This window comes from Citrobacter amalonaticus (assembly GCF_037053465.1).
Taxonomy (GTDB): domain Bacteria; phylum Pseudomonadota; class Gammaproteobacteria; order Enterobacterales; family Enterobacteriaceae; genus Citrobacter_A; species Citrobacter_A amalonaticus_H.
In genome coordinates, this window is record NZ_JBALIF010000001.1 from 405,141 (window position 1) to 431,148 (window position 26,008).

Sequence of the window (26,008 nt, forward strand, 5' to 3'; positions counted from 1 at the left end):
GTCTCTTTCACAATCATTAATTAAACAGATGGTCGTTGTCGGTCTGAACGGTGGTTTCCTGTGAGGCGTCTTGTCGCGAGGGATTGGCAAGCCTGGCCGGTATCGTCAAAATCAGTGGCGCGCACAGAAGGAGAAAACCGGCAAGGATGTAGAGCCCGGAATCGGTGCTTCCCGTGGTGTCCTTTAGCCAGCCAAGAACCGTTGGACCAAAGAAACCAGCGAGGTTGCCGACGGAATTCACCATAGCAATGCCAGCCGCCGCTGCCGTTCCTGAGAGCATCGCGCCTGGCAGGCTGATATAAGTGGGGATTAACGCCAGCGTTCCGGACATGGCCAGACAGATCCAGGTCATCATCCAGAAGGTGGAACCGCTGCAATATGCACTCAGCGTCAATCCCACACAGCCAATGATGGCGGGAATGGCGATATGCCAGCGGCGCTCCTGTTTCAAATCAGAGTGGCGGCTGTTCCAGACCATGAATACTGCGCCAAAGACATAGGGGAGGGCGGCGAGTAAGCCAATCTGGAAATCATCACTGATACCGGAGCTTTTAATGATTGAGGGCAACCAGAAGTTAATGCCGTAGTAGCCAATATTGAAGCTAAAGAAGATCAGCGCCAGCAGCCAGACATAACCGTTTTTGAACATGGCGCCAAGGGAAGTATCGACCTTTCCGCTGGCACGTTGCGCACGATTTAAGGCGTCTTTCGCCATATCGTCGAGAATCACCTGTTTTTCGGCGCCATTTAGCCATTTTGCTGAACTTACGTCGTTATCCAGGTAACGCAACACAACAAATGTCAGCAGGAAGGAGGGTAGCGCTTCGACCAGGAACAGCCACTGCCAGTTATGCAGGCCGCCAACCTCTTCGAACGTTTTAAGGATCAGACCGGAAAGCGGGCTGCCGATTATAGTGGAGAGTGGCGTCACCAGGATAAATAACCCCAGCGTGCGTGCAGAACGCCAGGATGGAAACCACAGCGTGAGATAAAAAACGATGCCCGGAAAGAAACCGGCCTCCGCGACGCCAAGCAGAAAACGAATGACATAAAACTGGGTCGGGGTGGTAACAAACATCATTCCTGCCGAAAGTACGGCCCAGGTCGCCATAATGCGTGCGATCCAGAAACGGGGTCCGAAACGTTGCATCAACAGATTGCTGGGCAGTTCAAACAGGAAGTAGCCGATAAAGAAAATCCCCGCCCCCAGTCCGTAAACTGTGTCGCTAAAATTGAGCGCATCCTGCATATGCAGTTTGGCGAAGCCTACGTTGACGCGGTCAAGATAGGCAAAAAAGTAACAAAGGATCAGAAACGGGATCAGTCTACGGGTAACTTTGCTGTAAACGGCATTTTCAACGACGGTGGATGTTTTCATTTTTATTGTCTCGTATGAATCATTAATCAGCCGCCAGGGCGGTTAAGTTCTGTCCGAAAGTGCAACAGGCGAGTGAGGGACTCCCTCCCAGGCGCGGCACCACGCTTTGGCACGGAGCTGGAGTTCGTCACGGCTTATCCCGGCCTGATAAATACCGTTCCCTAAGCCAAATCCGTTGGCGCCGTTTTGCAGGTATCGTTGCAATTGCTGGCTGTCCGGGCGGATCCCGCCGACCGGCAGACACGCGACATCCGGCGGCAGCACGGTACGAAACGCTTTCATTAATTCCGGGGTGAGAAACTCAGCAGGAAACATCTTGAGTGCGCTGGCTCCGGCATTGATGGCGGTAAACGCTTCCGTTGGCGTCATCACGCCGGGCAAGCTCACCAGACCGCGTTCCCGGGTACGACGGATAACATCAGGATTGCACTCAGGTGAAACGATCAGTTGCCCGCCGCAATCGGCCACCCGATCAACCTGCGCAGGCGTCAACACGGTGCCCGCGCCAATCCGGGCGCGATCGCCTGCGACGTCGCGCATGATCCTGATGGAATCCAGCGGCGATGGGCTATTAAGGGGAACTTCAATCCAGCGAAATCCGGCGGAGATCAGGATTTGCGCGGCATCGGCGGCTTCAGCCGGTGTGATGCCGCGCAGAATGGCAATCAGGGGTAATGGCTCCTGACGCCAGTGTTCAAAAAAGGAAGAGTGATTCATGAAGTCAGCTCCTGAAGATGTGAACGAAGCAACGCCAGCCCCTGGAGGAAGCAGTCATCGCCATTTACTGTGGTAAGTGAGATATCAATCACGGTGGCCGCCAGTTGGTAGCGTGCGGCAAGCGAGGGCGAGCCAACAATCCAGGCGCGTTGTCCTGTTGGCAACGAGGAGAGTTCGTCGCCAATCAACAGACCTGAAAGAAAACTGTGCACATGTTCGGCGGCGATCTCTCCCGATAAACGCCGGGTTCGGGCGGCGAAAATCAGGTGGCTGAACGGAACCGGGCGTTGCGCGGCAGCAACGCCCGCGAGAAAACTGCGTTGATCTTCCTGCTGCGGCGGCAGCGCACGGCCTAACAGCGAGTGCTCACTCAGTACGGAAAAGAGTTCACCTGTCATCAATGTTGAAAATGCCGTGATGCAGCCGTTTTTCATCTGCGCGTGTTTACTGTGCGTGCCAGGTAACAGCGCATAGTGTTCCGGCGCGGGATGGAGGGCGTTAAGGCCCAGTAACTGGATCTCTTCACCGCGCATGACGTCCGGTTGATCCCATGCGCTTTGACCGCTTACACCCGGCGTGATCCACGCCTGGCTGCCCCATGGCGTTTCTACAGGTTGTATCCCGGCCAGCACACTCTGCACACCGGCGGGAAGAGGAACGTAAGGCACCTGCTGCCATCCCTGTTGCGATCCCACCATTCCGGCCATCAGTACCGGCACCGCCCCCACATCGTTGATCCAGGGCTGTAACTGCTGGTGAAGCGTGGCGGCGAACGCGGTGTTCTCGACAGTCAACAGACCGCAGGGCGCGGATGTACGGGCAATGACACGGTTTTCATTCATCAGAAAGGCACGAAAATTGGTCGTACCCCAGTCAACGGCAATCCAGTCTCTTTTCATATTCAAGTAATACAACAATGTTAATCTTGTAATACAAGAATCGTAGAGCAAAAGATAACCGCAATCTGTGAGATTGATCGAAATTAGGTCAGAAAAGGATCAGAGAATGCTGTCGATGAAAGCGGGGCGCTCCTGCCAAATGCTTTTTTGCGCGGCATTGAGGAGAATTGAACGCATATGCTGGCGAGCTTCATCGGCGTTGCGCAGGCGAATGGCTTCAAACAGCCGATGGTGCTCATCAATGGCGGTTTTGGTCTGGCGCACGTCCTCTTCCAGCGTTTCACGGAATGAAAGGACCATCGCGGCGCTTAAGGCATTACCTAATGCCAACAGAAATGGGTTATGCGCCGCGCGCAGAAGCGCCTGATGGAATGCCATGTCGCCTTCTTCAAACGATTCACGTTCTGCGTTTATTTGCCCACGACGCATCAAGGCCAGCGCATCTTCCAGCGCTGCAAGGTCGTGTCCAGTTGCGTTCGTTGCGGCAAGCGTTGCGACGTTGGGTTCGAAAATGAGACGGGTGATCATCAACTGTTCTACCAGTTTCGCATCGACATGACCCTGAGAGAGCCAGTTCAGCACATCAAGATCGAGCAGGCTCCACTGGTCACGACCGGTGATCGTACTGCGTTTTTTAGCCTGAATAGAGATCAATCCTTTGGCGGCAAGCACGGCCAGCGCATTGCGAATGGAGGTGCGCGAAACAGCATACTCAGCCGCCAGTTCATTTTCACCCGGCAGCGAAGTCCCCGGCGCGAGTTCACCGCGCAGGATACGGCCTGCAAGATGTTGAGTTACCGTTTCTGAAATACTGGCCTGTGGGACTTTCATTGCAATTCTCGGCTAAATACGTTCACAGTCATGCCCTACATAGTAAGCTAATCGACGGTCAATTTGCTAATAAGGACTGGAGGAAGAATCACTTATGGAACGCCTGCCTGTTTTTCTCGACACCGACCCGGGCATTGATGATGCCGCGGCGATTGCCGCCGCGCTGTTTGCCCCTCAGCTCGATCTGCAACTGATGACCACGGTCGCCGGTAATGTCTCCGTGGAGAAAACGACCCGTAACGCCCTGCAACTGCTGCATTTCTGGAATGCGAATATTCCCCTCGCGCAGGGGGCGGCTACACCGCTGTTGCGTTCGCTACGCGACGCGGCTTATGTTCACGGCGAATCCGGCATGGAAGGTTATGATTTTGTCGAACATGACCGACAGCCGCTGGCAAAACCGGCATTTATCGCCCTGCGTGATGCGCTGATGAGCGCCCCGGAACCGATCACGCTGGTGGCGATTGGCCCGCTGACGAATATTGCGCTGTTGTTAATGCACTATCCGGAATGTACCTTCAATATTCGGCGTCTGGTGATCATGGGAGGATCGGCGGGAAGAGGGAATTTTACCCCTAACGCCGAATTCAATATCGCCGTTGATCCTGAGGCGGCTGCCCGCGTGTTCCGAAGCGGAATTGAGATTGTGATGTGTGGGCTGGATGTCACCAATCAGGCCATGCTAACCCCGGACTATCTGGCAACGCTTCCCACGCTGAATCGCACCGGGAAGATGCTGCACGCGCTGTTCAGCCACTATCGCAGCGGGACAATGCGTACTGGCGTGCGCATGCACGATCTCTGCGCTATTGCCTGGCTGGTGCGCCCGGATCTGTTTACCGTCAAACCGTGCTTTGTCGCCGTTGAAACTCAGGGAGAATATACCGCCGGGACCACCGTGGTGGATATTGAGGGGCGCATGAATAAACCAGCAAATGCGCAGGTTGCGCTGGATATCAATGTTGCCGGTTTTCAGCAGTGGGTCGCAGAGGTGCTGGCGCTGGCTCCGTAAAGAGTGTGATACCGCCCACAACACGTCGAGAGAAATAGCAGGTTAATCGATTAATCTGCTATTTTAATGAGGTTGTTCTCCTCGGGCCGGAGACACATATGAATCTTCCTTTTATCCAGCCACCACAAGTGGACTGGGCGAGCGGCGCATTTGCTGATAGCCCGGTATTACGTAAATCAACGCGAATCGTGGATCTCGCAGGCGTTTTTGCCGATGAGCCATCCCGTCGGATGCTGCCGGGCGAACAGGTCGTCTATGACGTGGAGATGCTCAACACCTCTCCGACAGAAGGTGAACTGTATACTGGCGTCACCCATCTTTATCCGGGCTGCGTCGGCGGCGAATATTTTATGACCCGCGGACATTTTCACGCCCGTCGCGAACAGGGCGAAGTCTATTTCGGTCTGCGTGGAACGGGGCTTTTGCTGTTGCAGGACGAGCAGGGCGTCGCGAGATTTGAAAAGGTCTTTGCCGGTTCTGTCCATATCATCCCGGGCTTTACGGCGCACCGTTTAATTAACACGGGGGCTGAGGTGCTTTCTGCGCTGGCGGTGTGGCCCGCTGCTGCCGGGCATGATTATGCTGCCCTGGCAAACGGCTTTCGGCTGCGGGTTTTCGCAAATAACCAGAATATTGAGGTAAGGGAGGTTCAGAATGGCTGACTCCGTGCATCCTTATGGTCTGGATATGACCGTGCATCAGCATCCGCCAGGATTTAGTTATGGCGATGATGTGACAGGGCCAATGCCCGAAATTCGTCGACTCGATCAGATTCGCGCGTCACTGCGCGATCCGCTTTGTGATGGACCGGAGGAGGTTTACGCCATCGCAATGGATGTCGCGCGTCTTCAGGATCGCGAGGAGCTGAAAAAGCGAATGCTGTTGTTTGGGGTGGTCACCTATGCGGCGGGCCAACTGGGTGAAGAACCGGTTCGCAGCCAGGGGCACGTCCATCGAATCAGTCAGCACAGCGGCTGGTCTCCGCCTGAGCTTTATGAAATCTGGCAAGGGAAGGCGATTATCTATATGCAGGAGTATGTCGAGGACGATCCCGGGCGCTGCTTTGCAGTGATTGCGGGACCCGGCGAGAAAGTGCTGGTTCCGCCGGGCTGGGGACATGCAACGATCTCAGCCGACCCCGATACGCCTTTAACCTTCGGCGCATGGTGCGACCGTGAATATGGTTTTGAATATGACGCGGTGCGCGCTCACAAAGGGCTGGCGTGGTATCCGTTACTGCAAGGGCGAAATATTATCTGGCAGCACAATCCACACTACATACCCGGACGGCTTCAGGCGGTGACCCCCCGTCAATACAGCGAGTTTGGCATTACGACAGCGCCGATTTATCAGCAATTTATTGAAGACCCGGCGCGTTTTCAGTTTATTTCACGGCCGGATAAAACCGCAGAGTTATGGTGTAATTTCCATCCATAGCAAAACTGATTGTACCTGCCTTCCTGTCGGGTGGCGCTTTGCTTACCAGACCTACAATTAGCACCTGACCGTAGGACTGATAAGCGAAGCGCCATCAGGCATGGTGTGGTTTCTCAGCCAGCTCACCGGGGCAGTGCCCCGGTTTCTCGTTCTGTATTAGCCAGCAAACAAACCACTGGCGACGCCCACTGCTGCGAGGACGAGCAACAACAGCATCGCTTTCACCGGCGAAACGCCGCGTTTTGCCATTAGATACCAGGTGCCCAGCACCACACTCAGCGGTAAAAGCTGCGGGAAAATCCCATCCAGCATTTGCTGGACATGAATGTTCACCCCATCTTTGGTAATGAATTCGAGGCCGGTTCCCAGCTTCACGTAGCTTGCCGCTACGCCGCCCATCACAAATACACCCAACAGGGATAACGCTTCGCGCAGCTTTGCTGATTTACTGCTTACCAGCATTTCCACGGAGCCTGACCCCATCCGGTAACCTTTCAGGAACAGGAACCATGAGCCAGGAATAATGATCGCCAGCCACGCGACAGTATAAAACAGCGGGCCGAGAATACTGCCGCCTGCCGCCAGCGCCATACCGATACTGAGCAGGATAGGAATGAGCATCCCCGGGATCATCGAGTCGCCGATCCCGGCAATCGGTCCCATCAGGCCAACTTTCAGGGTGTTGATCGTCTCGCCGTCAATTGGTTCGCCGTTGGCTTTTTTCTCTTCCAGCCCCAACGCCATCCCGTTGACGATCGCGCCAATCTGCGGTTCGGTATTGTAGAAGGAGGCGTGACGGCGCAGCATTTCTGTGCGCTGCCCGATGTCAGGATAGAGCTTTTTCGCTACTGGCAGCATGCTCAGACAAAAACCGAATGACTCCAGACGTTCAAAACTCATTGACGACAGGTTGTGCATCATCCACGCACGCCAACAGCGGCGCAGATCTTTACGGGTCAGGGTACGTTCTTCCATCAGAATTCATCCTCATCATCAGCAACCGGTTTGCTGCCTGCGGCGGTCTGTGGCTCCGGTTTGTAGTTATAGTGGATGAGCGCCAGTAACGAACCGACGATCACCAGCGCGACCATGTTGAGCTTTAAAAAGACGATGCACACAAAGCCGACCAGAAAGTAGATCAGCATGGTGTAGTTTTTGATGATCTGCTTAAGCAGAATGGCGATCCCCACGGCGGGCAGGATGCCGCCCAGCACGTTCATCGTTGACAATACTATCTTCGGCAGACTGTCCATAAAGCCGCTGATGTACTGTGCGCCGAAATAGACGGCGATAAACGTTGGTACGAACCGCAAAATGAAGTTGGTGGCCTGCGGCCAGATGGCGCTATTAAGATAAATACCGCGCTCGTCGCCACGATCCAGCGCTACGTCGGCCCGGTGGTTCCAGAACGAGTTCAGTACCATCATCGCGTTGAACAAAATGGTTCCGGCGATGCCGATAGTCGCCGCCAGCGCCACTGCAACCTCTGGTTCTTTTCCTGAAAGGATACCCAGCGCGATGGCGGGATAAGCGACGAAGTTAAGATCGGCAGGCATTGAGCCGCCGGGTGTGACCATCGCAATGTATACGGCCTGAACCGCGACGCCTATCATAATCCCGGTTTTCATATCGCCTAAAATGATGCCGACCAGCATACCGGAGACCAGCGGTCGGGTTATCAGATACCAGCCGCCGGTGAGCCCCAGTAACCAGGGACTGCTGAGGGCGCCGAGGTAGCAGAGAATGCCAATCAGCGTGGCTTCAATAAACATGGTGCGCTCCTTATTTCAGCTTCTGGCATGCATCTTGCCAACTGTAGTAACTGGCATCCGGCACCAGGCGGAATTCCACCTGATGTCCGCGCCGGGTCAACCAGTCGAAAGCGGCGATCTCCTCGCTATTCACCGACTGATTGGGACCAATCGTTCGGGTATCCGCACGGGCGCTCATCGGGCCAACGTTGATCTTGCCGTTGCTGTTTTGCAAACTGATGCCCGCTTCTTCGAGCCGCTGCAACGTGACGGGCGATTTGCCGATCACGAAGTAGCGTTTTTCACTGGCGATCACTTTCGGTAATTTTTCAATGGCCGTTGCGGTGTCAAAGAGCCACACTTTTGTGTCCTGAACGGCCCCCTTCATCACCGAGGAAAGCAGCGGATCGGCCGCGACGGCGTCGTCAATCGCGACGATGCCGTCGCAGGGCAGCTCTTTGGCCCAGCGTGTGACGAGCTGCCCGTGGATTACGCGGTCATCGATACGTACAAAAGAAATACTCATCGTGGTTTCCTTTAAAAATCATCTGACTGAGCGGATAAAACCGGGGCGGCTTTCATCAGCGTGGGAAGCGTTAATGCCAGTAGCGCATCGGCGGCGGCATGAACGCTCGTCAAAGAACAAATCTCTTCGCTTTGCAGTAGCATGGGGAAATTCACGCCAGCCAGCACCGCCACTGGCGGCTGCGTTTCAGTTGAAAACGCATGGTGACAGGCCACGTTCCAGGGCGTACCGCTTTGCATGTCACACAGGACCAGTACGCCGTCCGCGTCTTCTCCCGCGTGTTTCAGCACCCGCGAAAAGTCTGCCTTAAACCCTTCAATGCCTGCCTGCTCGCTGAGCGTAACGGTATAAACATGCGGTAAATCGCCATACACCATTTTGCTGCTGGTGAGCAGGGCATTTGCCAGGGGGCCGTGGGTTGCAACAATCACATTAATCATCGGCTTATCCTCTTACCCAGGCTTTTATTGTGGCGAGTTGCTGGCCAACACCCTTACCGGAAGGCGAAATACGGTATTCACCCACTGCCGCAGGAATAATAAATGTCTCGGCATAGTGAACGATAAAGGGAGCAAACGCGCCGCTCGGACTCTCAACAACCGCTTCCTCGCCTTCCACCAGGTTCAGAACGTTAACGCCGCCGTGGGTGTGGTGCGTAACGGATCCGGTAAACCAGTGACGACGAGTTTCGATAAACTCACGTTCGTGCATCCCGGTTCTCTCTTCCCGCCAGCCTTCGCCTTCGGCAACGGGCTCGATACGATTAACCAGGTTGTCGTGAACCCATTGCGTGTCGCGCTGCCAGTCGATAACCTGTTCGCCGTGGTGCAAATGCACGGGTCTGGGAAGACCGTCCAGACCCACGCGTCCCCAGTCCCACAGCTTGAAGGTGAAAATGTAGGGCGTCGCGCTGATCTCAAGCACCATCGTGCCCGCACCTGAACAATGTACCGTCCCGGCAGGGATGAGGAAGTGATCGTGTTTACGTGCCGGGATCTGATTGACGAAGCGCGCATCATCAAAGGTCTTTTCCCCTCGCGCGGCCGCATGGAGATCGTTCAACATCTCCTGGGGCTGTATCCCGGTTTTTGTCCCCAGGTACACCACAGCATTGGGGTCGGCATCCAGAATGTAGTAGCTCTCATCCTGGGTATAGTGCATCCCGAACTGCTGCTGGATGTACTCGGTGAGCGGATGAACCTGAAAACTCAGGTTCTGTCCGCCAATGGTGTCGAGAAAATCAAAACGGATCGGGAATTCCGCGCCAAAGCGGGCGTGAACTTTTTCGCCCAGCAGAGGGCGCGGATGCAACAGCACCAGGTCCTGAGAGGGGATCTCGATCCGCACCGCGCCAAAACGCAGTAACAGGCTGTTTTCCTCGGGCACGCAATCAAAACACCATGCGTAATTGGGCGCTGAGGGATCGAGATCAAATCGTTGTTTCATCCATTGCCCGCCCCAAATCCCCGGATCGAAGAAAGGGGCGACGCGAAACGGTTGCGTGGTGGTTTGTTGCAGCCCGGCACGCAGCGCCTCGCCGCTGACCATGGCCGGGGCATTGCCCACGGTGGTATCCAGCAAATAATCCGCCCGTTTGAGCAGCGGGGTTTTGTGCCTGTCAAAGACACGCCATTCGATGAAAAACGCGCGTTTGTAACGACGCAGAATATCTTCATCCTGGTTATCTGCCCCCCAGTTAGCCATACCGTCATGGCGCATACGTTGTTGAATTTCCCAGCGCGGTAGATCAGCATAAACCAGCACATCGCCAGGATGCGCCAGCGCCGCGCCGGAGCCATACACGATGACGAGGCCGTCGGTTACTGCCTCAATTTTCTGGCGGATTTGCTGGAGTTTGTCGGCATCAAAAAACTCATCGAGATGGTGGCAGGAGAGGACGCCGAAAACGCGATCGTTAGTCAGATTACGCGCCAGTAACGCGTGCAGCGCCTGCTCATCACGACGGGCTGTTTCAATATTCACGACCAGAGAGGTCTGCAATCGTCCGATGAGCTGTTGTTCCAGCTCATCAAGCCGGACGCCCGGATAACAATCGACAATCAATACCGTTTTAGCGGATCCCGTCAGCCTGGCGTTAAGAACAGAAAAGACAGATTCCCAGCCCTGCCAGGCCTGGTTGTCATAGCCCTGAACGTGGACTTCAGGGTGTTTATTGTAGGTTGTAGGCATTTTTTCTCTCCGTGTTGGCTTTATAAAGATTAATCGATTAACCTTATTTTTATAGGGTGGTTAACGCGATTAACCCGCCATAATTAGAAAGTCAGGGGCCAGAATGTGCGCTGGTGTGATACCAGTCACAGGTAAAAACGCACTGACAAGGTTATTCGATTAACCTTGTGTGCAATCAGGAGAAGCAGATGACGACAATAACGTTGGCGCAGGTGGCGCAACGTGCGGGCGTTTCGACAGCGACGGTGTCAATGGTGCTTCGCAACCGGGGACGGATTTCGCCGGCAACGCGAGAACGCGTACTCAAGGCGCTGGATGAATCCGGCTATGTCTACAACCAGACGGCGGCGAATTTGCGTAACCGTAGCAGTAATCAGGTTGGCCTGCTGCTGCATGATATTACGAACCCCTTTTACGGTGAGATGACCGCGGGTCTCAGTCATGAGATGGAGCGACATGACCTGCTGTTGTTCCTGGCAAACAGCGAAGAGTCCGGCGAACGCCAGCAAAAATTTGTCGACTCGCTGATGCGCAATAACGCCTGTGGAATGGTGTTGTGCGCCGCGAGAGAAACGCCCCGCACCTTCTTTGACGCCCTGAAGCGGCGCAATATTCCCGCCATTATGGTCGTTCGCCCGCTCAGCGATCCGGATTTTGATTTTGTTGGGACCGATAATTTTCTTGGCACGCAAATGGCCACGACGCATTTAGTCAACATGGGGCATAAAAATATCGCTTTCATCGGCGGCAGTCCGAATTCAGGAAGTCGGGCGCAGCGAATCGGCGGCTTTACCAGCACGCTGCTGGAACGGGGCATTTCACCAAACCCGGACTGGATTGTCGCCGCGCAGGCAAGCCAGATTGACGGCGCGAAAGTCGCGGAAGCATTGCTGCGGGATAACCCGCAAATTACCGCCGCCGTGTGTTATCAGGATATTGTCGCGCTTGGGGTCATGCAGGCGCTTCGCAAAATGGGCCGTGAGCCAGGACGTGATTTTGCGCTGGTGGGGTTTGATGATATTACCGAAGCTGCGCTGGTCCAGCCGGCGCTGACTACCGTGTCGGTCGCGGCAAAAGAGATAGGCAGAAAGGCCGGTGAGTTGCTTTACAGCCGAATTCAGGGAAACGATGAGCCGCCGAAACGCATTATTTTGCCGCCGGCGCTGGTGGTCAGAGAGTCATGCGGTTTTTGCTGATCGTCATGCCTTTTACTGATATCTCTCCCTGTTTATCATTAAATTCTAATTATCGACGTTTTCAGATGACAGCCTTGTCACTGGCTGGGTAATCTGGAAACGGTTTACATCATTTTAACGTAAGAGAATAACTATGCATGATGCACAGATCCGTGTCGCGATAGCGGGCGCGGGTGGCCGTATGGGCCGCCAGTTAATTCAGGCAGCACTCCAGATGGACGGCATTGCACTTGGTGCGGCGCTGGAGCGCGAAGGATCGTCACTGCTGGGCAGCGATGCCGGGGAACTGGCGGGGGCAGGTAAGACGGGCGTTACCGTGCGAAGCAGTCTTGAGGCGGTAAAAGCGGATTTCGACGTCTTTATCGATTTCACCCGTCCGGAAGGCACGCTGAATCATCTGGCGTTTTGTCGTCAGCATGGCAAAGGCATGATCATTGGCACCACGGGTTTTGACGACGCAGGTAAACAGGCGATTCGCGATGCCGCCCAGGATATTGGGATTGTGTTTGCGGCGAACTTTAGCGTGGGCGTCAATGTGATGCTCAAGCTGCTGGAGAAAGCGGCGAAGGTCATGGGCGATTACACCGATATCGAAATCATTGAGGCGCACCACCGGCATAAAGTGGATGCGCCATCAGGCACCGCGCTGGCGATGGGCGAGGCCATTGCGCATGCCCTGGATAAAGATCTAAAAGAGTGCGCCGTTTACAGTCGCGAAGGATATACCGGCGAGCGCGTTCCGGGAACCATTGGTTTTGCGACGGTGCGCGCCGGGGACATCGTGGGCGAACATACCGCCATGTTTGCGGATATCGGCGAGCGTGTCGAAATCACTCATAAAGCGTCCAGTCGCATGACTTTCGCCAATGGTGCGGTAAGATCGGCGCTTTGGGTGAGTACGAAGCGAAATGGTCTTTTTGATATGCGAGATGTGCTTGATCTCAACAATTTATAGTCAGTTATTACCCTTCGTGATGTGGTTATTGTAATCTCAATGCATTGATTACATAGGGCAATTTTTTGATTGCCCTTTTATTTTTACTGTTTGGTTCTGTTTTTTTATTAAGATACTAAAAATATATAATGTTCCTGCCGTTTTTGGTTGCGATAATGTAAATTTTGACCATCTGGTCCACTTTTACGACGCGCAAGACTTGTTTTTACACATAATTCTGCACGCAAGCGATTTCCTGCCATGGTTAGATGATCTTTTTGCCTGTTAAATCCGATGATTTCATCCTGAGTCGCAAAAGAATATAAAAAATACCGCCTTTAAGTTGACTTTTACCGGCCTTATCTCCAGAATGCCGCCGTTTGCCAGAAATCCACGGGTAAGCAAATTTGCATTGATTCATGCCATAATAATGAATTAATATGCAAATAAAGTGAGTGAATATTCTCTGGAGGGTGTTTTGATTAAGTCAGCGCTATTGGTTCTGGAAGACGGAACCCAGTTTCACGGTCGGGCCATAGGGGCAACAGGTTCGGCGGTTGGGGAAGTCGTTTTCAATACTTCAATGACCGGTTATCAAGAAATCCTCACTGATCCTTCCTATTCCCGCCAAATCGTTACTCTTACTTATCCCCATATCGGCAATGTCGGCACCAATGCCGCCGATGAAGAATCCTCCCAGGTTCATGCGCAAGGCCTCGTCATTCGTGACCTGCCGCTTATTGCCAGCAACTTCCGCAACACCGAGGACCTCTCTTCTTACCTCAAGCGCCATAACATTGTGGCGATTGCCGATATCGATACCCGCAAACTGACGCGCCTGCTGCGTGAGAAAGGGGCGCAAAACGGGTGCATTATCGCGGGGGATAACCCGGATGCCGCACTGGCGCTGGAAAAAGCGAAAGCGTTCCCGGGTCTGAATGGAATGGATCTGGCGAAAGAAGTGACGACGGCGGAATCTTATAGCTGGGCGCAGGGGAGCTGGACGCTGGCGGGCGACCTGCCGGAAGCGAAAAAAGAAGATGATCTGCCGTTCCACGTTGTCGCCTACGACTTTGGCGCCAAGCGCAACATCCTGCGTATGCTGGTGGACAGAGGCTGCCGCCTGACGGTAGTTCCGGCCAAAACCTCTGCGGAAGAGGTGCTGAAGATGAATCCGGATGGCATCTTCCTCTCTAACGGTCCTGGTGACCCGGCGCCGTGCGATTACGCTATCGACGCGATTCAGAAATTCCTCGAAACCGATATTCCGGTGTTCGGCATCTGCCTGGGCCATCAACTGCTGGCGCTGGCGAGCGGGGCGAAAACCGTGAAGATGAAGTTCGGTCACCACGGCGGTAACCACCCGGTTAAAGACATCGATAACAATACCGTGATGATTACGGCGCAAAACCACGGCTTTGCAGTGGATGAAGCGTCAATGCCTGCCAACCTGCGCGTGACCCACAAATCGCTGTTTGATGGCACCCTGCAGGGGATTCATCGCACCGACAAACCGGCATTCAGCTTCCAGGGGCACCCCGAAGCAAGCCCGGGTCCACACGATGCTGCGCCATTGTTCGACCACTTTATCGAGTTAATTGAGCACTACCGTCAGTCCGCGAAATAATCAGGAGTTAAGAGAGCCATGCCAAAACGTACAGACATAAAAAGTATCCTGATTCTGGGCGCGGGTCCGATTGTTATCGGTCAGGCGTGTGAGTTTGACTACTCCGGCGCGCAGGCGTGTAAGGCGCTGCGTGAAGAGGGGTACCGCGTCATTCTCGTGAACTCCAACCCGGCGACCATCATGACCGATCCGGAGATGGCCGATGCGACCTACATCGAGCCGATTCACTGGGAAGTGGTGCGCAAAATTATCGAAAAAGAGCGTCCGGATGCGGTGTTGCCGACCATGGGCGGTCAGACGGCGTTGAACTGCGCGCTGGAGCTTGAACGTCAGGGTGTACTGGAAGAATTCGGCGTCACCATGATTGGTGCGACCGCCGACGCAATTGATAAAGCTGAAGACCGCCGTCGCTTCGATATCGCGATGAAGAAAATTGGTCTCGACACCGCGCGTTCGGGTATCGCCCATACGATGGAAGAGGCGCTGGCGGTAGCGGCTGACGTCGGTTATCCGTGCATTATCCGTCCGTCCTTTACCATGGGCGGCACCGGTGGCGGTATCGCTTACAACCGTGAAGAGTTTGAAGAAATTTGTACTCGTGGTCTGGATCTCTCCCCAACCAATGAACTGCTGATTGATGAATCACTGATCGGCTGGAAAGAGTACGAGATGGAAGTGGTGCGTGATAAAAACGACAACTGCATCATCGTCTGCTCCATCGAAAACTTCGACGCCATGGGTATTCACACCGGTGACTCCATCACCGTTGCGCCAGCCCAGACGTTGACCGACAAAGAGTACCAAATCATGCGTAACGCCTCGATGGCGGTACTGCGTGAAATTGGCGTAGAAACCGGCGGTTCTAACGTTCAGTTCGCGGTCAACCCGAAAAACGGTCGCCTGATTGTGATCGAAATGAACCCGCGCGTGTCCCGTTCGTCTGCTCTGGCCTCGAAAGCCACCGGTTTCCCGATTGCGAAAGTGGCGGCGAAACTGGCGGTCGGTTACACCCTCGATGAACTGATGAACGACATCACCGGCGGTCGCACGCCGGCGTCGTTCGAGCCGTCCATCGACTACGTAGTCACTAAAATTCCACGCTTTAACTTCGAAAAATTCGTCGGTGCCAACGACCGTCTGACCACCCAGATGAAATCGGTGGGCGAAGTGATGGCGATTGGTCGCACCCAGCAGGAATCCTTGCAGAAAGCGCTGCGCGGCCTGGAAGTGGGCGCAACTGGCTTTGACCCGAAAGTGAGCCTGGACGATCCGGAAGCGCTGACCAAAATCCGCCGCGAGCTGAAAGACGCGGGCGCAGAGCGTATCTGGTATATCGCTGACGCGTTCCGTGCGGGCCTGTCCGTCGACGGCGTATTTAATCTGACCAACATTGACCGTTGGTTCCTGGTACAAATTGAAGAGCTGGTGCGTCTGGAAGAGAAAGTGGCGGAGCTGGGTATTAACGGCCTGACCCCTGACTTCCTGCGCCAGTTGAAGCGCAAAGGTTTCGCCGATGCGCGTCTGGCAAAACTGGCTGGCGTGCGTGAAGCGGAAATCCGTAAACTGCGTGACCAGTACGACCTGCACCCGGTCTACAAGCGTGTGGATACCTGTGCGGCAGAATTCGCCACCGACACCGCCTACATGTACTCCACCTATGAAGATGAGTGCGAAGCGAACCCGTCCGTTGACCGCGACAAAATTATGGTTCTCGGCGGCGGTCCAAACCGTATCGGTCAGGGGATCGAATTCGACTACTGCTGCGTACACGCTTCGCTGGCGCTGCGCGAAGACGGTTTTGAGACCATCATGGTCAACTGTAACCCGGAAACGGTCTCCACCGACTATGACACCTCTGACCGCCTCTACTTCGAGCCGGTCACCCTGGAAGACGTGCTGGAAATCGTGCGCATCGAGAAGCCGAAAGGCGTAATCGTGCAGTACGGCGGCCAGACGCCGCTGAAACTGGCGCGGGCGCTGGAAGCGGCTGGCGTTCCTGTTATCGGCACCAGTCCGGATGCGATTGACCGTGCGGAAGACCGCGAGCGCTTCCAGCACGCGGTTGACCGTCTGAAGCTGAAACAACCCGCTAACGCCACCGTGACCGCCATCGAACAGGCCGTCGAAAAAGCGAAAGAGATTGGTTACCCGCTGGTGGTGCGCCCGTCTTACGTGCTGGGCGGTCGGGCGATGGAAATTGTCTACGATGAAGCCGACCTTCGCCGCTACTTCCAGACTGCGGTGAGTGTTTCCAACGACGCACCGGTTCTGCTCGACCGCTTCCTGGATGACGCGGTAGAAGTGGATGTGGATGCGATCTGCGACGGTGAAATGGTGCTGATTGGCGGCATCATGGAACACATCGAACAGGCGGGCGTCCACTCGGGTGACTCAGCCTGTTCTCTGCCAGCCTACACCCTGAGCCAGGAAATTCAGGATGTGATGCGCCAGCAGGTGCAGAAACTGGCCTTCGAATTGCAGGTTCGTGGTCTGATGAACGTTCAGTTTGCGGTGAAAGATAACGAAGTCTACCTGATTGAAGTTAACCCGCGCGCGGCGCGTACCGTCCCGTTTGTCTCCAAAGCGACCGGCGTACCGCTGGCGAAAGTGGCGGCGCGGGTGATGGCCGGTAAATCGCTGGCCGAGCAGGGTGTGACCAAAGAAATCATCCCGCCGTACTACTCGGTGAAAGAGGTGGTTCTGCCGTTCAACAAGTTCCCGGGCGTTGACCCGCTGTTAGGGCCGGAAATGCGCTCCACCGGGGAAGTGATGGGCGTGGGTCGAACTTTTGCGGAAGCCTTCGCGAAAGCGCAACTGGGCAGCAATTCCACCATGAAGAAACAGGGACGCGCGCTGCTCTCTGTACGTGAGGGTGACAAAGAGCGCGTGGTTGACCTCGCGGCGAAGTTGCTGAAACAGGGCTTTGAGCTGGATGCGACCCACGGCACCGCCATTGTGCTGGGTGAAGCCGGTATCAACCCGCGTCTGGTGAATAAAGTGCATGAAGGTCGTCCGCACATTCAGGACCGTATCAAGAATGGCGAATACACCTACATCATCAACACCACTGCCGGTCGTCGCGCTATCGAAGACTCCAGGGTGATTCGCCGTAGTGCATTACAGTACAAAGTACACTACGACACCACGCTGAACGGTGGTTTTGCCACAGCGATGGCGCTGAATGCGGATGCGACGGAAAAAGTGATTTCCGTACAGGAAATGCACGCGCAAATTAAAAAATAAGAGGTAAGAATTTCACCTCAAGAGATAAAAACGGTTCCGGAAACGGAGCCGTTTTTTTATGCGCTTCGTTCATTTCAGGCGGATTAATGTTAAATTGCATTCATTTCAATGTAATAAGCACGATTTAGATCACACTCATTCGCCATTTAGTTGCATACTATCCCCTATACCCACAATTTCAATATGGTCTTGTTTTCTATTTCTAGAACAGGACATAGCAAGATTTTTAATTTGTGAAATGGTGTGCTTATGTGTGAAAAATATGTTGAAAAACCGCTTTACCTGCTGATTGCTGATTGGGTTTTGGCAGAGAATCGCTGGGTCAGTGCGAAAGAGATTGCGAAGCACTTTAATATGGATCACTGCAAAGCGATCAATACCGTCTCCTATATTCTCTCGGAGGTCGGGGAAATAAATTGTGAGACTAAGACCATTCCTAATCAACTGGAAGGGCGGGGATGCCAGTGCCAGCGTCTGGTAAGGGTGACGCGCATCGATCCGCAATTGTATGCCCGTCTGGGGCATAGCGCGCAGGAGAAAATGATCAGCAAGCCACCACGTATGTCCGTGGTGCCGCCATCCGAACTGAATCGCGAGCAGAAATGGCAGATGATGCTGTCAAAAAGTATGCGCCGCTAATATCAATGTAACAATCCCGGATGGCGATTGACTCACAGGCCGGATAAGCGTTAGCGCTATCCGGCATATTCACGAAGATGCTTTCGGTTTCACCTCTGTTGTACCTTTCAGGCGCGGCCGGTTTTCTTCAACTTCCGTCAGCGGTAGTGTTTCCCGTAGTGATGCCCGACAGCGTACGGCAAGATCCTGATATTCCTTCGTATTCAGCCGCTTCCAGTGCAGTTCCTGCTCGGTGACGTCCCGGACAACGCGGGCGGGCGTGCCGATCAACATCTGCCGTGCAGCGCCGACAAAACCGGCTTTAACAAAGCTCATGGCCGCGACAATACTTTCATCGCCAATGACCGCGCCATCCATGATCACGCTGTTCATCCCCACCAGCGCGTCCCGGCCAATCACGCAGCCGTGCAGGATTGCGCCGTGCCCAATGTGCCCGTTTTCGCGAACCACCGTATCCATATCGCAATAGCCGTGCATGATGCAGCCATCCTGGAGGTTGGACCCCGCTTCAAGGATCAGGCGTCCATAGTCGCCGCGCAGTGACGCGAGCGGGCCGACGTAGACGCCAGCCCCTACGATCACATCGCCAATCAGTACGGCGCTGGGATGTACATACGCCTCGGGGTGTACCACGGGAATCAGGCCTTCAAAGGCGTAGACACTCATTGTCATTCCTTAATTCTTTTGCCGGATGGCGGCGTAACGCCTTATCCGGCCTACGGGAGTGCGCATATTTGCCGGATGGCGGCATAAACGCCTAATCCGGCCTACGGGAGGAGGCTATTCGTAGGCCTGATAAGCGCAGCGCCATCAGGCATTACCATTACCGTCCCTTCCAGACCGGATCGCGCTTTTCTGCGAACGCCTGCGGCCCTTCGAGTGCATCTTCGGAATGCAACACGGCGGGATAGTGTTTCAGGACGCCGCTGCGGATGAAGCGATAGCCTTCTTCCACCGGCATTTCGCTGGTTGTACGGTAAATTTCTTTCAGGGCGGCGATCGCCAGCGGTGCGCTGTTCACCAGTTGTTGCGCCAGTTCACGTGCGCTGGTCATCAGTTCGCCCTGGCTGACCACGCGGTTAACGATCCCCCAGCGCAGCGCCTCGTCGGCGTTCATGCGTCTGCCGGTCATCACCATTTCGTTAACGACGGCGGGCGGCAATATTTTAGGCAGACGCAGGACGCCGCCGCTGTCTGGCACAATACCGAGTTTTGCTTCTGGCAAAGCAAAACTTGCGTTATCGGCACAAACAATCAAATCGGCGGCCAGCGCCAGTTCAAAACCACCGCCGAAGGCGTAGCCGTTAACGGCGGCAATCACCGGCTTATCGAGATTGAAAATTTCGGTCAGACCGGCAAACCCACCGGGGCCGAAATCCGCATCCGGCGCTTCACCTTCTGCCGCCGCTTTTAAATCCCAGCCAGCGGAAAAAAACTTCTCGCCGGCACCGGTGATGATCGCCACGCGTAATTCAGGATCGTCACGGAAATTAAGAAAAACCTCGCCCATCTGAAAGCTGGTTTTTGCGTCAATGGCATTTGCTTTAGGGCGATCCAGCGTAATTTCCAGAATCGGGCCGTTGCGGGTTAAATGTAAAGATTCACTCATGGTTCATCTCCAGAAATAGGGTGTCTGGCAGGAATCTTCCTGCCTGTTGGGTTATTTCAGATTTTTTTTGATTATTTTTCCTGAACAGTTTCGGGGCAGGTCTGTTCTAATCTCCATATATGAGGGGACTTTAAATTTCGCCATATTCTGTTCGCAGAAACTGAAAAACTCCTCTTCACTAAGCGTTTCTCCTTCATTGAGCACCACAAAGGCTTTGATGGCTTCGTCGCGAATGGAATCGTGAATACCAATAACGACGATGTCCTGAATTTTGGGGTGCGCCGAAATAATATTTTCCAGTTCCACACAGGAGACGTTTTCACCCCCGCGCTTAATCATGTTGCAGCGGCGATCGACAAAATAGAAAAAGCCTTCCTCATCGCAATAACCGGAATCGCCGGTATGTAACCATCCCGTCGGTTCGAGCGCTTTGGCGGTGGCGTCGGGCCTGGCGTAATACTCTTTGAAGATTGTTTTTCCCGGTATGCCTTTGATGCAGATCTCACCGATTTCACCGGCGGGCAGCGCGCGGTTTTGCTCATCACGGATTTCCGCTTCATAGCAAAAGCCAGGACGCCCGATGGAGGGCCAGCGCCGTTTATCGCCAGGCCGATCGCCGATAATGCCGACGATGGTTTCCGTCATGCCGTAGGAGGTCAGCAGACGAACACCGAAGCGCTCAAGGAATGCGTCCTTTTCCTGCACCGACAGATTGAGGTAGTACATTACCTCGCGCAGACGGTGCTCTCTGTCCAGCGGTGATGCGGGTTGAACCATCAGCGTTCTTATCATCATCGGAATACATTCAGTGACGGTCGCGCGGTATTTGCGGATCTGTTCCCAGAAGGCGCGGGCGCTGTACTTCTCAATCAGCACAAAGGTCGCACCCACTGAAAACGCCGCCATGGCGGCAGTACACTGGCAGTCGATATGGAACGCAGGCATCACCGTCAGGTAGATATCGTCATCACGCAGAGCACATTGCCAGGAGGAGTAATAGCCAGCAAAACGCAGGTTGTAATGGGTAATAACCACCCCTTTTGGCCTGGACGTGGTGCCGGAGGTAAACAGGATCTCGGCGGTATCGTCAGTGGACAGCGGCGGGGTATAGCACAACGTCACCGGCTGTTGGTCCTTCAGCGGTGTAAAATGACTCACACCATCCGCAACGGGAAGCTCTTTACCAATCAGGCAGATGTGATTAAGCAGCGTATCGTCTTCCTGTTGAATCTGCCGATACATCGGATAAAAAGCGGCGCTGGTGACCAGCAGTTGCACGTGGCTGTTTTGCAGGATCCACGCGCTTTCTTCGCGCAGCAGCCGGGCATTAACCGGCACCATGACCGCGCCGATTTTTGCCAGACCAAACCAGCAAAAGAAAAACTCCGGGCAATTATCCAGATGGAGGGCGACCTTATCGCCTTTGCGAATGCCCAGTGTATGGAAAAGATTCGCCGTACGATTTATTTCCTCATTGAGCGAGGCATAACTGAACTGACGAACCTCGCCTTCACTGGATTCGCAAATCAGCGCCGTTTTGCTGCCGTATACTTCGGCCAGATCGTCCCACATCTGACGTAAATGTTGTCCGCCAACGATATCCATTGCACCTCTGTCCATTTTTACGGGCGATAGCGCTAACCGGACGAACCGGTCAGCGCATCGCGTCTAGTCCTCAACTTTGGCCAGACCTTTACTGACCAGCTCCTGAATGTCTGCTTCGTTGTATCCGATATTTTTCAGAATGGCGGCGGTATCCATACCGTGTGACGGCATGCCGCGCCAGATTTTCCCTGGATTGTTTTTGAATTTCGGCATGATGTTAGGCCCTTTACAGGTGCGGCCGTCCAGGGTTTGCCACTGAGTGATAGATTCTCGGGCAACATATTGCGGGTTGCCTTCCAGCTCAGGAATGGTCAGCACTTTGGCGCAGGCGATATTCAGCTCGGCAAAGCGCGCCTGGACTTCCGCGATGGTGCGCGCGCCCAGCCACGCATCCAGTTTTTCTTCGACCAGCGGTCCGTATGGGCACTCGACGCGGTGAATCAGTTGTGTCCCCTCAGGCACTTCCGGCGTGCCGAGAATGTGCGCCAGGCCGATGTCTTTAAAACATTCGGTGACCTGGGTAATTCCAACCAGCTCCATCACGATATAACCATCGGCACATTTATACAGTCCACAACCGGCATAGTAGGGGTCTTTACCTTTGGTCATTCGCGGACAAATTTCACCACCGTTGAAGTAATCCATCATGAAGTACTGACCCATGTGCAGCATCACTTCGTACATTGCAACATCGATACTTTCGCCTTTGCCGGTTTCACGCACTTTATATAACGCCGCAAGCGCAGCCGTCGTGGCCGTCATACCGGAGAAATAGTCGGCGGTGTAAGGGAACGCGGGCATAGGCTGATCCACATCGCCGTTTTGGATCAGATAGCCGCTGAAGGCCTGGGCGATGGTGTTATAAGCCGGAAGATTGGTGTACTCCTCGGTGCCGTACTGGCCAAAACCGGACAGGTGAGCAATCACCAGTTTCGGATTATGTTGCCACAGGACTTCATCGGTAATGCCCCGGCGGGCAAATGCCGGACCTTTACTGGCTTCAATGAAGATATCGGTGGTTTCCATCAGTTTCAGAAACGCTTCCCGTCCTTCATCTTTAAATATGTTCAACGAGAGGGCATGCAGGTTGCGGCGTGACAGTTGGGGATAGTTCGGCTGAACGCGAATGGTATCGGCCCAGGCGACGTTTTCGATCCAGATAACCTCGGCACCCCATTCGGCAAACATTTGTCCGGCGAACGGCCCGGCGATTTCGATCCCGGAGAAGACAACCCGTAGCCCGGCAAGCGGCCCAAAAGCAGGCATTGGTAGACGATCCATAAAATACTCCTGATAAATTTGTAGGCCGGATAAGGCGGTTACGCCGTCATACCGGCAATGCCTGATGGCGACGCCGGGGCGTCTTATCAGGCCTACAAAACATAGGTCCGGTGTAGGCCGGATAAGGCGGTTACGCCGTCATCCGGCAATGCCTGATGGCGACGCCGGGGCGTCTTATCAGGCCTACAAAACATAGGTCCGGTGAGGTCGGATAAGGCGGTTACGCCGTCATCCGACAATGCCTGATGGCGACGCCGGGGCGTCTTATCAGGCCTACAAAACATAGGTCCGGTGTAGGTCGGATAAGGCGGTTACGCCGTCATCCGACATTACCGATTAACGGTATTGCTTCAGCACGGCGCGGCCGAGCGTCAGGATCTGCATTTCATCAGAGCCGCCTGATACGCGGTCAACGCGCAGATCGCGCCAGAAACGGGTGATACGGTGATTACCCGCGATCCCCACGCCGCCCAGAACCTGCATCGCGCTGTCCACCACTTCAAACGCCGCGTTAGCGCAGAAGTATTTACACATCGCGGCATCACCGGAGGTGATAGTGCCGTTATCGGCTTTCCACGCGGCTTCCAGCAGCATGTTTTTCATGGAGTTTAATTTGATCGCCATATGGGCGAATTTTTCCTGAATTAACTGGAAACGACCGATGGTTTCGCCAAATTGCACGCGCTGATTGGCATAGCGCGCCGCGTCTTCAAAGGCGCACATTGCTGTTCCGTAGTTGGTGAGGGCTACCAGGAAACGTTCGTGATCGAACTCTTCTTTTACGCGGTTAAAGCCATTACCTTCCCGACCGAACATGTCTTTTTCGTCCAGTTCGACATCGTCAAAGTTGATTTCACAGCAACTGTCCATGCGCAATCCCAGCTTCTCAAGTTTGTTTACCTTGATGCCAGGTTTGCTCATGTCGACAAACCATTCGGTAAAAATCGGTTTATCCGGGGACGCGCCGTCTCTTGCCATCACCACGATATAAGGCGTGTAGGCGCTACTGGTGATAAAACACTTACTACCATTCAGATAAACCTTACCATTTTTACGGGTATAGGTGGTTTTTAAACTGCCCACATCCGATCCTGCGCCCGGTTCAGTGATGGCTGAGTTCCACATTTGTTTACCAGTGCCCTGGAAGGCCATAATTTTGTCAATCTGTTCCTGGGTTCCTTCACGCAGGAAGGTGTTAAAGCCGCCCGGCAGTTGATAGAGCACGTAAGTAGGCGCGCCGAGACGTCCCAGCTCCATCCAGACGGCAGCCACGGTGACGAATCCGGCTTCCAGACCGCCATGCTCTTCCGGGATCAGCAGGCTATCGATCCCCATATCGGCCAGCGCTTTTACGAAACGCTCCGGATAGACGCTGTCGCGATCGCACTCGGCAAAATAGGCTTCCCAGTTTTCACTGGCCATCAGTTCACGAATACCGGCAACAAACAGTTCCTGTTCGTCATTTAAATTGAAATCCATCATCCAGCCTCTTCTGTAGGGGTTAAATTTACTTATCTTTCCAGTGCACTTTGGCGTCTTTGATAAAGGAGAGCGTCACCATGATGTTGACGAAGAACAGCGGGCAACCGCCGGCGATAATCGCCGTTTGTATAGGCTTCAGGCCACCGAGCGCCAACAGGACAATACCGATGATGCCTACCAGAATGGACCAGCCAATACGCACCAGCAGCGGTGGCTCTTCGCCATCACGCACTTCACGGCAGGTCGACATCGCCAGGGTGTAAGAGCAAGCGTTAATCAGTGTGACGGTGGCAATAAAGCAGAGGATAAAGAATCCCCACATCGTGGCGGTGCTGAGCGGCAGGGCGGCCCAGGTTTCGATAATCGCGCGCGCCACGCCATGCTGTTCAATCAGTTGCGGAATGTTGATGATGTTCTTATCCATCAACAGCAGGGTGTTACTGCCGAGAACGGTCCACAGGATCCAGGTGGAGGCCGTCAGACCCAGCACCATCCCGAAACAGAGTTCACGCACTGTACGACCCCGAGAGATACGTGCCAGGAAGATACTCATCTGAATAGCGTAAATGACCCACCACGCCCAGTAGAAAACGGTCCAGCCCTGAGGGAAACCGCCTTTGCCGATGGCGTCGGTATAGAACAGCATGCGTGGCAGGTACATCAGCAGCATCCCGACGGAGTCGGTGAAGTAGTTCATGATGAAGCTGGCGCCGCTGACGATGAACACCCAGCCGATCATCAGGAAGCTCAGATAGCTGCGCACATCACTGGCGATTCTGACCCCTTTTTGCAGGCCGCAGGCCACGCAAATGGCGTTTAAAATAATCCAGCAGGTGATGATGATTGCATCCAGTTGCAGGGTGTGCGGAATGCCAAACAACCACTGCATACACTCTGTGACCAGCGGTGTCGCCAGACCCAGACTCGTACCCATCGCGAAGATCAGCGCCACCAGATAGAAGTTATCAACGATAGTGCCGAATAACCCTTTCGCATGTTTTTCGCCAACCAGGGGAACCAATGTTGAACTTGGGCGAATAACGTCCATTTTGCGTACAAAGAAGAAGTAGGCAAAGGCCACGGAAAGGAAGCTGTAAGTTGCCCACGGCAGCGGTCCCCAGTGGAACAGGCTGTAGGCCAGACCCATCTCTTTTGCTGGCGTTGAGCCCGGCGCCAGCGCGAACGGCGGCGTGGAGATGTAGTAGTAGATCTCGATCGATCCCCAGAACAGCACGGCGGCTGAGGTACAGGAAGCGAACATCATGAAGATCCAACTGGCGGTGCTGAACTCCGGTTTCTCGTTACCTAATCGCTTTTTCGCATAGGGACCAAATACCAGCCAGAACCAGCCAATAAGCATAATGACCATATACCACTCAAATGCCCATCCCCAGACATTGGTGACATAACTAAAGACCGCATTAATAACAACGTTCGCTGCATCAAGATCGCGAACCGTTAGCCAGCAAAGTATTCCGACGATGATTAAAGGTGGAAAAAATACCTTTGGCTCAATTCCAGACTTTCTCTTTTCATTTTTCATGAGTGAATTCCAGTGTGAAACGAAATTTATTTTGCGTCCCGGTTTGTTTTATTTTTGTTTATTTTTATTAAATATTTGTTGATACCTCTTTACTCTCAGAACGCGTTG

At 54.1% G+C, this 26,008-nt stretch carries 23 protein-coding genes; 8 read left to right on the forward strand and 15 right to left on the reverse strand.

Annotated features, from left to right (window positions below):
• Nucleotides 1–16: 16 nt before the first annotated feature.
• From WB371_RS01905 to WB371_RS01920, 4 genes are all read right to left on the reverse strand, one after another.
• Nucleotides 17–1,378: an MFS transporter gene (locus WB371_RS01905; protein WP_336218430.1), complete on the reverse strand. Its 1,362-nt coding sequence runs from the start codon at nucleotides 1,376–1,378 to the stop codon at nucleotides 17–19.
• A 42-nt stretch (nucleotides 1,379–1,420) separates the two neighbouring features.
• The gene (locus tag WB371_RS01910; RefSeq protein WP_336218431.1) at nucleotides 1,421–2,095 is read right to left on the reverse strand and encodes a 2-dehydro-3-deoxy-6-phosphogalactonate aldolase; all 675 of its coding nucleotides are present in this window, start codon (nucleotides 2,093–2,095) and stop codon (nucleotides 1,421–1,423) included.
• Complete coding sequence (locus WB371_RS01915) at nucleotides 2,092–2,994, reverse strand: 2-dehydro-3-deoxygalactonokinase (RefSeq protein ID WP_336218432.1); 903 nt, start codon at nucleotides 2,992–2,994, stop codon at nucleotides 2,092–2,094. Before WB371_RS01915 ends, WB371_RS01910 begins: the two co-directional genes overlap by 4 nt.
• A gap of 99 nt (nucleotides 2,995–3,093) precedes the next feature.
• The gene (locus WB371_RS01920) at nucleotides 3,094–3,825 is read right to left on the reverse strand and encodes a FadR/GntR family transcriptional regulator (RefSeq protein WP_336218433.1); all 732 of its coding nucleotides are present in this window, start codon (nucleotides 3,823–3,825) and stop codon (nucleotides 3,094–3,096) included.
• A 94-nt stretch (nucleotides 3,826–3,919) separates the two neighbouring features.
• On the opposite strand from WB371_RS01920, the gene rihC reads away from it, so the two are divergent.
• The 3 genes from rihC (at nucleotide 3,920) to WB371_RS01935 (ending at nucleotide 6,274) form a co-directional block, all read left to right on the forward strand.
• Nucleotides 3,920–4,837 carry a ribonucleoside hydrolase RihC gene (gene rihC / locus WB371_RS01925; RefSeq protein WP_336218434.1) on the forward strand — a complete coding sequence of 306 codons (918 nt, stop codon included), beginning with the start codon at nucleotides 3,920–3,922 and terminating at the stop codon, nucleotides 4,835–4,837.
• A gap of 98 nt (nucleotides 4,838–4,935) precedes the next feature.
• Nucleotides 4,936–5,499, forward strand: coding sequence for a glucose-6-phosphate isomerase family protein (locus WB371_RS01930; RefSeq protein WP_336218435.1), 564 nt, complete (start codon nucleotides 4,936–4,938; stop codon nucleotides 5,497–5,499).
• On the forward strand, nucleotides 5,492–6,274 hold the full coding sequence (locus WB371_RS01935; RefSeq protein ID WP_336218436.1) for a glucose-6-phosphate isomerase family protein: 783 nt from the start codon (nucleotides 5,492–5,494) through the stop codon (nucleotides 6,272–6,274). The genes WB371_RS01930 and WB371_RS01935 overlap by 8 nt, the downstream gene beginning before the upstream one ends.
• A 156-nt stretch (nucleotides 6,275–6,430) precedes the next feature.
• Here the strand turns inward: WB371_RS01935 and WB371_RS01940 are convergent, their stop codons facing one another.
• From WB371_RS01940 to WB371_RS01960, 5 genes are read right to left on the reverse strand one after another with little or no spacing between them, the layout of a single operon-like run.
• Entirely contained in the window at nucleotides 6,431–7,249 is an 819-nt protein-coding gene (locus WB371_RS01940; RefSeq protein ID WP_336218437.1) for a PTS system mannose/fructose/sorbose family transporter subunit IID, read from the reverse strand.
• Entirely contained in the window at nucleotides 7,249–8,046 is a 798-nt protein-coding gene (locus WB371_RS01945) for a PTS sugar transporter subunit IIC (protein ID WP_336218438.1), read from the reverse strand. The genes WB371_RS01940 and WB371_RS01945 overlap by 1 nt, the downstream gene beginning before the upstream one ends.
• 10 nt (nucleotides 8,047–8,056) lie before the next feature.
• Nucleotides 8,057–8,551, reverse strand: coding sequence for a PTS sugar transporter subunit IIB (locus WB371_RS01950; RefSeq protein WP_336218439.1), 495 nt, complete (start codon nucleotides 8,549–8,551; stop codon nucleotides 8,057–8,059).
• 11 nt (nucleotides 8,552–8,562) lie between these two features.
• On the reverse strand, nucleotides 8,563–8,991 hold the full coding sequence (locus tag WB371_RS01955; protein WP_336218440.1) for a PTS fructose transporter subunit IIA: 429 nt from the start codon (nucleotides 8,989–8,991) through the stop codon (nucleotides 8,563–8,565).
• Nucleotides 8,992–8,995: 4 nt separating this feature from the next.
• On the reverse strand, nucleotides 8,996–10,741 hold the full coding sequence (locus WB371_RS01960) for a class I mannose-6-phosphate isomerase (protein ID WP_336218441.1): 1,746 nt from the start codon (nucleotides 10,739–10,741) through the stop codon (nucleotides 8,996–8,998).
• A gap of 188 nt (nucleotides 10,742–10,929) precedes the next feature.
• Between WB371_RS01960 and WB371_RS01965 the strand changes: the two genes are divergently transcribed.
• From WB371_RS01965 to caiF, 5 genes are all read left to right on the forward strand, one after another.
• A complete protein-coding gene (locus tag WB371_RS01965; RefSeq protein ID WP_336218442.1) occupies nucleotides 10,930–11,937 on the forward strand; it encodes a LacI family DNA-binding transcriptional regulator in 1,008 nt (335 codons plus the stop codon).
• A gap of 133 nt (nucleotides 11,938–12,070) precedes the next feature.
• On the forward strand, nucleotides 12,071–12,892 hold the full coding sequence (dapB, locus tag WB371_RS01970) for a 4-hydroxy-tetrahydrodipicolinate reductase (protein WP_336218443.1): 822 nt from the start codon (nucleotides 12,071–12,073) through the stop codon (nucleotides 12,890–12,892).
• Nucleotides 12,893–13,349: 457 nt separating this feature from the next.
• The gene (gene carA, locus WB371_RS01975; RefSeq protein WP_336218444.1) at nucleotides 13,350–14,498 is read left to right on the forward strand and encodes a glutamine-hydrolyzing carbamoyl-phosphate synthase small subunit; all 1,149 of its coding nucleotides are present in this window, start codon (nucleotides 13,350–13,352) and stop codon (nucleotides 14,496–14,498) included.
• Nucleotides 14,499–14,516: 18 nt separating this feature from the next.
• Nucleotides 14,517–17,741, forward strand: a complete 3,225-nt coding sequence (gene carB, locus WB371_RS01980; RefSeq protein WP_336218445.1) for a carbamoyl-phosphate synthase large subunit — start codon at nucleotides 14,517–14,519, stop codon at nucleotides 17,739–17,741.
• A 249-nt stretch (nucleotides 17,742–17,990) separates the two neighbouring features.
• A complete protein-coding gene (gene caiF / locus WB371_RS01985) occupies nucleotides 17,991–18,380 on the forward strand; it encodes a carnitine metabolism transcriptional regulator CaiF (RefSeq protein ID WP_336218446.1) in 390 nt (129 codons plus the stop codon).
• Nucleotides 18,381–18,449: 69 nt separating this feature from the next.
• On the opposite strand, the gene caiE is transcribed toward caiF, so the two are convergent.
• The 6 genes from caiE to caiT form a co-directional block, all read right to left on the reverse strand.
• The gene (gene caiE, locus WB371_RS01990) at nucleotides 18,450–19,046 is read right to left on the reverse strand and encodes a carnitine operon protein CaiE (protein WP_336218447.1); all 597 of its coding nucleotides are present in this window, start codon (nucleotides 19,044–19,046) and stop codon (nucleotides 18,450–18,452) included.
• Between the two features lie 157 nt (nucleotides 19,047–19,203).
• A complete protein-coding gene (caiD, locus tag WB371_RS01995; protein ID WP_336218448.1) occupies nucleotides 19,204–19,989 on the reverse strand; it encodes a crotonobetainyl-CoA hydratase in 786 nt (261 codons plus the stop codon).
• A gap of 51 nt (nucleotides 19,990–20,040) precedes the next feature.
• Nucleotides 20,041–21,594, reverse strand: coding sequence for a crotonobetaine/carnitine-CoA ligase (gene caiC, locus WB371_RS02000; protein ID WP_336218449.1), 1,554 nt, complete (start codon nucleotides 21,592–21,594; stop codon nucleotides 20,041–20,043).
• Between the two features lie 63 nt (nucleotides 21,595–21,657).
• Nucleotides 21,658–22,875 (reverse strand): L-carnitine CoA-transferase, encoded by a 1,218-nt coding sequence (gene caiB, locus WB371_RS02005; RefSeq protein ID WP_336218450.1) that lies wholly within the window; start codon nucleotides 22,873–22,875, stop codon nucleotides 21,658–21,660.
• A 336-nt stretch (nucleotides 22,876–23,211) separates the two neighbouring features.
• Nucleotides 23,212–24,354 carry a crotonobetainyl-CoA dehydrogenase gene (caiA, locus tag WB371_RS02010; protein ID WP_336218617.1) on the reverse strand — a complete coding sequence of 381 codons (1,143 nt, stop codon included), beginning with the start codon at nucleotides 24,352–24,354 and terminating at the stop codon, nucleotides 23,212–23,214.
• A 28-nt stretch (nucleotides 24,355–24,382) separates the two neighbouring features.
• On the reverse strand, nucleotides 24,383–25,900 hold the full coding sequence (gene caiT, locus WB371_RS02015; protein WP_336218451.1) for an L-carnitine/gamma-butyrobetaine antiporter: 1,518 nt from the start codon (nucleotides 25,898–25,900) through the stop codon (nucleotides 24,383–24,385).
• Nucleotides 25,901–26,008 lie beyond the last annotated feature (108 nt).

Excerpts from the sequence above, each read along its gene's own strand:
- WB371_RS01905 (WP_336218430.1), bottom strand. The coding sequence starts at position 1,378 with ATGAAAACATCCACCGTCGTTGAAAATGCCGTTTACAGCAAAGTTACC.
- WB371_RS01910 (WP_336218431.1), bottom strand. The coding sequence starts at position 2,095 with ATGAATCACTCTTCCTTTTTTGAACACTGGCGTCAGGAGCCATTACCC.
- WB371_RS01915 (WP_336218432.1), bottom strand. The coding sequence starts at position 2,994 with ATGAAAAGAGACTGGATTGCCGTTGACTGGGGTACGACCAATTTTCGT.
- WB371_RS01920 (WP_336218433.1), bottom strand. The coding sequence starts at position 3,825 with ATGAAAGTCCCACAGGCCAGTATTTCAGAAACGGTAACTCAACATCTT.
- rihC (WP_336218434.1), top strand. The coding sequence starts at position 3,920 with ATGGAACGCCTGCCTGTTTTTCTCGACACCGACCCGGGCATTGATGAT.
- WB371_RS01930 (WP_336218435.1), top strand. The coding sequence starts at position 4,936 with ATGAATCTTCCTTTTATCCAGCCACCACAAGTGGACTGGGCGAGCGGC.
- WB371_RS01935 (WP_336218436.1), top strand. The coding sequence starts at position 5,492 with ATGGCTGACTCCGTGCATCCTTATGGTCTGGATATGACCGTGCATCAG.
- WB371_RS01940 (WP_336218437.1), bottom strand. The coding sequence starts at position 7,249 with ATGGAAGAACGTACCCTGACCCGTAAAGATCTGCGCCGCTGTTGGCGT.
- WB371_RS01945 (WP_336218438.1), bottom strand. The coding sequence starts at position 8,046 with ATGTTTATTGAAGCCACGCTGATTGGCATTCTCTGCTACCTCGGCGCC.
- WB371_RS01950 (WP_336218439.1), bottom strand. The coding sequence starts at position 8,551 with ATGAGTATTTCTTTTGTACGTATCGATGACCGCGTAATCCACGGGCAG.
- WB371_RS01955 (WP_336218440.1), bottom strand. The coding sequence starts at position 8,991 with ATGATTAATGTGATTGTTGCAACCCACGGCCCCCTGGCAAATGCCCTG.
- WB371_RS01960 (WP_336218441.1), bottom strand. The coding sequence starts at position 10,741 with ATGCCTACAACCTACAATAAACACCCTGAAGTCCACGTTCAGGGCTAT.
- WB371_RS01965 (WP_336218442.1), top strand. The coding sequence starts at position 10,930 with ATGACGACAATAACGTTGGCGCAGGTGGCGCAACGTGCGGGCGTTTCG.
- dapB (WP_336218443.1), top strand. The coding sequence starts at position 12,071 with ATGCATGATGCACAGATCCGTGTCGCGATAGCGGGCGCGGGTGGCCGT.
- carB (WP_336218445.1), top strand. The coding sequence starts at position 14,517 with ATGCCAAAACGTACAGACATAAAAAGTATCCTGATTCTGGGCGCGGGT.
- caiF (WP_336218446.1), top strand. The coding sequence starts at position 17,991 with ATGTGTGAAAAATATGTTGAAAAACCGCTTTACCTGCTGATTGCTGAT.
- caiE (WP_336218447.1), bottom strand. The coding sequence starts at position 19,046 with ATGAGTGTCTACGCCTTTGAAGGCCTGATTCCCGTGGTACACCCCGAG.
- caiD (WP_336218448.1), bottom strand. The coding sequence starts at position 19,989 with ATGAGTGAATCTTTACATTTAACCCGCAACGGCCCGATTCTGGAAATT.
- caiC (WP_336218449.1), bottom strand. The coding sequence starts at position 21,594 with ATGGATATCGTTGGCGGACAACATTTACGTCAGATGTGGGACGATCTG.
- caiB (WP_336218450.1), bottom strand. The coding sequence starts at position 22,875 with ATGGATCGTCTACCAATGCCTGCTTTTGGGCCGCTTGCCGGGCTACGG.
- caiA (WP_336218617.1), bottom strand. The coding sequence starts at position 24,354 with ATGGATTTCAATTTAAATGACGAACAGGAACTGTTTGTTGCCGGTATT.
- caiT (WP_336218451.1), bottom strand. The coding sequence starts at position 25,900 with ATGAAAAATGAAAAGAGAAAGTCTGGAATTGAGCCAAAGGTATTTTTT.